Annotated in this window: 4 protein-coding genes; 2 read left to right on the top strand and 2 right to left on the bottom strand. The window is 66.3% G+C overall.

The window, feature by feature from the left end:
* Both AC1DT2_RS18105 and gltX read right to left on the bottom strand, forming a co-directional pair.
* Positions 1-279 (bottom strand): hypothetical protein (locus AC1DT2_RS18105; protein ID WP_477297866.1); only part of this gene is annotated, 279 nt, incomplete at its 3' end.
* A complete protein-coding gene (gltX, locus tag AC1DT2_RS18100; protein ID WP_477297864.1) occupies positions 272-1,675 on the bottom strand; it encodes a glutamate--tRNA ligase in 1,404 nt (467 codons plus the stop codon). The genes AC1DT2_RS18105 and gltX, both read right to left, overlap by 8 nt.
* Before the next feature lie 133 nt (positions 1,676-1,808).
* Between gltX and AC1DT2_RS18095 the strand changes: the two genes are divergently transcribed.
* Both AC1DT2_RS18095 and AC1DT2_RS18090 read left to right on the top strand, forming a co-directional pair.
* A complete protein-coding gene (locus tag AC1DT2_RS18095; protein WP_477297863.1) occupies positions 1,809-2,969 on the top strand; it encodes a glycosyltransferase family 4 protein in 1,161 nt (386 codons plus the stop codon).
* On the top strand, positions 2,941-3,483 hold the full coding sequence (locus AC1DT2_RS18090) for a phosphatase PAP2 family protein (RefSeq protein ID WP_477297861.1): 543 nt from the start codon (positions 2,941-2,943) through the stop codon (positions 3,481-3,483). Before AC1DT2_RS18095 ends, AC1DT2_RS18090 begins: the two co-directional genes overlap by 29 nt.
* Positions 3,484-3,586: the final 103 nt, after the last annotated feature.

The following is a 3,586-nucleotide window of genomic DNA, read 5'->3' as shown; positions in this document are numbered from 1 at the left end:
CGGCTGGGGGCCTGCACCGGCCGGTGGCGGGGGCGGAGCCCGCGTTGGCAGGAAGGGAACGACCCAGCCGAAGGGACCCAGTACCAGCGCCCCGACGATTCCTGCCGTGGTCCGGCCGCGCCACCAGCCCAGCAGCGCGCCGACGACGACGAAAAAGACCTGCCAGGCGATCAGGTTCCACCAGGGCACCAGGCCCATCAGGTTGCTGAAGATGCGCAGGGCGGCACCGGGGTCGTCGGGATCGACCCCTTGCATCGCCCGGGCGAGAAGCTCATCCACGCGAGCGGGCGAGCGCCTCGTCGATGCGCGAGATGGCACCCTCGCGGCCCGCCAGGAAAATCGTGTGCTCAATGGACGGCGACACCTGGGTTCCGGTCATCGCCACGCGCAGTGGCGCGGCAACCTTGCCCATGCCGAGCTCCAGCGCAGCCGCCACGCGCTCGACTGCGCCATGAATGGCTTCAGGCGTCCAGTCGGGTAGTGCGGCCATTTCAGCCTTTGCGACCTCGAGTGCGGCCGGGGCCGTCTCGTTGCGCAGGTGCTTTTCGATAGCCTTGTCATCCCACTCGACAATCGGGCCGTACCAGATCTTCGCGCGCTCAGCCATTTCCTTGAACGTCTGCACGCGGTCGCGCAAGGCGACGACGACATCCGCCGGATTCGGACCCTTCGAGGCGTCGATACCGATCCTGTCCAGGTGCCAGGCCAGCTCGGCGCCGAGCAGCGCCGGATCGTCCGTCTTCAGGTAATGCTGGTTGAGCCAGGACAGCTTGGTAACGTCGAAACGCGACGCCGCCTTGTTCACATCGGCAACGTCGAACAGGGTCTTCATTTCGTCGACCGAGAAGATCTCCTTGTCGCCATGCGACCAGCCCAGACGCACGAGATAGTTGAGCAGCGCGTGTGGCAGGAAACCATCGTCGCGGTACTGCATGACGCTTACCGCGCCGTGACGCTTGGACAGCTTCTGGCCGTCCGGGCCAAGGATCATCGGCAGGTGCGCGAATTCAGGTACCGCCGCGCCCAGGGCCTTGTAGATGTTGATCTGGCGCGGCGTGTTGTTGACATGGTCGTCGCCACGAATCACTTCGGTGATACCCATGTCGATGTCGTCCACGACAACCGCGAAGTTGTACGTGGGAAAACCGTCCGAGCGGAAGATCACCAGATCGTCCAGTTCTTCGTTGGACCACTCGATGCGCCCCTTCACCTTGTCGTCGAAGACAACACTGCCGGTGGCGGGATTCTTGAAACGGATGACCCGGTTCGGGTCATCGCGCTGCGGCTCGTTGCGATCGCGGTAGTAGCCGTTGTAACGCGGCTTCACACCCGCCGCCATGGCCGCGTTGCGCATCGCCTCGATCTCTTCCTTCGTCTCGTAGGCGTAGTACGCCTTGCCCTCGCGCAGCAGCTGGTCGGCGACCTCGCGGTAGCGCTCCATGCGCAACGTCTGGTAGTACGGGCCTTCGTCATGCACCAGTCCGAGCCAGGACATGCCGTCGAGAATGGCCTGCACGGCCTCCTGGGTGGACCGTTCGCGATCCGTGTCCTCAATTCTCAGCACGAATTCACCGCCCCGACGGCGGGACTCCAGCCAGCAATACAGCGCGGTGCGGGCACCGCCGATATGGAGGTAGCCGGTAGGACTGGGAGCAAAGCGGGTACGGACGGTCATTGTAGGGGTCGTCAGGCAGGCAAGACCGCGATTTTAACCCAGCCCCGCTGTCATATGCCGGTCATGCCCTGATAACCGCGCGGACACGCCATTGCGCGAGCATGCGTCAAGCCAGGCCAGAAGGGGCACCGCCATGCGAGTGGGCATCGTCACCGAGACCTACGCACCGGACGTGAACGGGGTAGCCCTTACCGTCCAGACGCTCGCCCGCGGACTTGTCCGGCGAGGGCACACGGTCGACCTCATCAGGCCGATCCACCCGGATACGCCACCGCTGGCCGACGCGGGCATGGATGTCCTCGCCGTCGAAGGCGCCGCGATGCCGCGATACTCCGGCCTTCGCTTTGGCCTCCCTGCCCGCTTCCGTATCGAACGCCGCTGGCGCGCAGAGCGCCCGGACGCGATCTATGTGGCGACGGAAGGCCCCCTCGGCTGGACTGCTGTCAGCGCTGCTCGCCGACTCGGCATTCCGGTCGCTACCGGTTTCCACACACGCTTCGACTTCTACGTGGGCCATTACGGTTTCGGCGCACTCACGCCTTTCGTGCGCCGCTATCTCGCCCGCTTCCATCGCCGCGCGCAGACGACCCTGGTGCCCACCGGCCAGTTGGCGGGCGAGCTCAACGATCTCGGCGTGCATGACGTACGCGTCCTGCGCCGCGGCGTCGATACCGCACGCTTCCATCCGGAGCATCGCAACGACGCGCTGCGCGAAAGCTGGGGCGCCGGTGCCGATACACCGGTGGTGCTCAGCGTGGGCCGCGTCGCGCCCGAAAAGAACCTGCACGTCGTCATCGAGGCCTACCGTGCCCTGGTTCGGCGGGTGCCACAGGCCCGCTGCGTCATCGTCGGCGACGGTCCGGGGCGTGCCGCACTCGAGGCGGCCAATCCGGACGTGATCTTCGCCGGTACGCGTCGTGGTGAGGAGCTGGCGGCGTTCTACGCCAGCGCTGACCTGTTCGTCTTCCCCAGCCTCACGGAAACCTTCGGCAACGTGGTACTCGAGGCGATGGCATCGGGCATACCGGTCGTCGCCTACGCCGAAGCCGCCGCGCGTGAGTTCATCCGCAACGGGCAGAACGGTATTCGTGTCGCGCCAGGCAACGAAGGTGGCCTGATCGAACGCGCCGCCACCCTCGGTGCGGATACCACGGTGCGCACAGCCATGGGCCATGCAGCCCGCGCCTCCGTCGCCGGCCTTTCGCCCGAGTCCGTCGTGAACGACTTCGAAGCCATCATGCGGTCCCTTTTCGAGGAGAATGTCCATGAACGCAGCACCGCCGTCGCCGCGTAGGGCGAGCCTCGACCGGCGCATGTGCGTCGCCGCCAATCGCTGGGGCGCGCGCCGGGCCATCGGCATCTTCTTCGGCGCCATCAGCCGGCTGGGTGATGGCGTGTTCTGGTATGCGCTGATGACGGTCATCGCACTGGTCGGCGGCTGGCACGGCGTCGCCGTGGCGGCACAGATGGCCGTGACCGGTCTGACCGCACTGATGCTCTATCGCGTACTAAAGCGCTGGACGCGCCGCCCGCGCCCTTTCCGCACCTGTCCCGGCGTGATCGCGCACGTGCCGCCACTGGACGAGTTCAGTTTCCCGTCCGGCCACACGTTGCAGGCCGTCGCATTCACCGTCGTCGCGGTGGCGCACTACCCCATCCTGGCGCCGTTCCTGATCGGTTTTGCGGCGCTCGTCGGCGCGTCCCGCGTGGTGCTCGGCCTGCATTACCCGAGCGATGTGCTCGCCGCGACGGCGATTGGCGCGGGGCTTGGGACGCTGTCGCTGTGGGCGGAACGCGTGCTGGTTTGACGCCGGGCCAACCGGAGGCATTAGCCGACATACAGGGATAACGCGAATCACGGCGACGAACCAGTAACCGAAGCGGCGAGGAAAACGCGCGCCGCGCCGGAAA

The sequence above is a fragment of the Luteibacter sp. P4_E6 genome (assembly GCF_056401535.1).
The sequence above is the reverse complement of the archived record's forward strand: the minus strand, read 5'-3'. Positions and strand labels throughout refer to the sequence as shown.

Excerpts from the sequence above, each read along its gene's own strand:
- AC1DT2_RS18095 (WP_477297863.1), top strand. The coding sequence starts at position 1,809 with ATGCGAGTGGGCATCGTCACCGAGACCTACGCACCGGACGTGAACGGG.
- gltX (WP_477297864.1), bottom strand. The coding sequence starts at position 1,675 with ATGACCGTCCGTACCCGCTTTGCTCCCAGTCCTACCGGCTACCTCCAT.
- AC1DT2_RS18090 (WP_477297861.1), top strand. The coding sequence starts at position 2,941 with ATGAACGCAGCACCGCCGTCGCCGCGTAGGGCGAGCCTCGACCGGCGC.